This is a genomic window from Methanocalculus sp., from assembly GCF_029762515.1.
In the GTDB taxonomy this organism is placed as follows: Archaea; Halobacteriota; Methanomicrobia; order Methanomicrobiales; family Methanocorpusculaceae; genus Methanocalculus.
Window position 1 is genome coordinate 1 of the sequence record NZ_JARVGN010000526.1, and the last position, 1,295, is coordinate 1,295.

General features: G+C 59.0%; 1 protein-coding gene. It reads left to right on the plus strand.

What is annotated here, in order from left to right:
• Positions 1-212: 212 nt before the first annotated feature.
• Positions 213-1,295, plus strand: a 1,083-nt coding sequence (locus QCH34_RS12835; RefSeq protein ID WP_300334710.1) for a site-specific integrase, incomplete at its 3' end; no start/stop codon positions are given.

The window sequence follows — 1,295 nt, forward strand, 5'->3', positions numbered from 1 at the left end:
CGACTGGGGTTCGAATCCCCATATCAGCATCCTAACGCCACCTCTTGTTCTGTACTTTGTTTTTATAGTGCCATTCCAAATTTCATTGTATGGCACGCACAACAGCACCGACTCGTTCGGACAGTAACTTCCACAAAATAGATCCTCGCTATGCAGAGAATTCGATTGAAAAAGGCCTCTCAACCAACCTTTTAGTCCCGCGCGACGCAGAGTTGATCCGCGAGTTCATCGCGGATTCGCAGTCCTGCAACAACATCGGCATCAGCCGGATCCACAAGCTGACCTACACCCTCGTCGGCTGGCGCAGGTTCATCGGCCCCTACGCCGAGAACACGAATGCCGACATCACCCGGGCGATCCTCACCCTCAGGAACGCAAAGCACGCGCGCGGCAGGCCCTTCGCCAAGAACACCGTCCGCGACCACATCACGATCCTCAAGCAGTTCTACTACTGGCTTATCGAGAACGGCTACACGGAGATCGACGAGCGCAAACTCAAGCGCGTCAAAACCCCGCCCTGCGACGCCATGACCAAGACCGCCTCCGATATCCTCACCCCCGAGGAGGTCACGGCGATGGTGAATGCCTGCACCCGGAGCGTGGACCGCGCCACCATCATGATGCTCTATGAAGGCGGGTTCCGGATCGGTGAGCTGGCCCAGATGGCCTGGGGTGACCTCGTGGCCGACAAGTACGGCTACGTGGTCAACGTCGACTTCAAGACCGGCAAGCCCCGCTACATTCGCCTGATCATGGCCGCGCAGCACATCTCATCCTGGAAGGCCGACTACCCCTTCGAGCCTGCGGCCGACAGCCTCGTCTTCATCACCCGCTACAAAACGCCACTGACCCACCATTCTATCGAAAAGCAGCTGCAGCGCATCGCAGGATACGCGGGCATCGAGAAACACATCACCCCGCACATCTTCCGCCACTCCCGGATCACCCACCTGATCAAGGACGGCGTCTCCGAGAGCGTCATCAAGCTGATGATGTGGGGGACCATCAACACCCCGATGTTCCAGACCTACGCCCACCTGGCCGGCAAGGACATCGACATCGAGATGCTCCGGAGCTACGGGATCGCCACCACGGAAGAGGACGCCCCCACCCGCCTCGAGCCCCGGCAGTGCAAGAACTGCCACACCATCAACGCCCCGACCTCGAGCTTTTGTTCGACCTGCGGGTTTTCCCTGACAGAGGACGCGGCGGCCACCATAGAGGACGCGAAACAGGACATCGCCTCTGACCCCGATGTTATGCAGGCGATCTTCGATCAGATGTTCGAGAAGAAG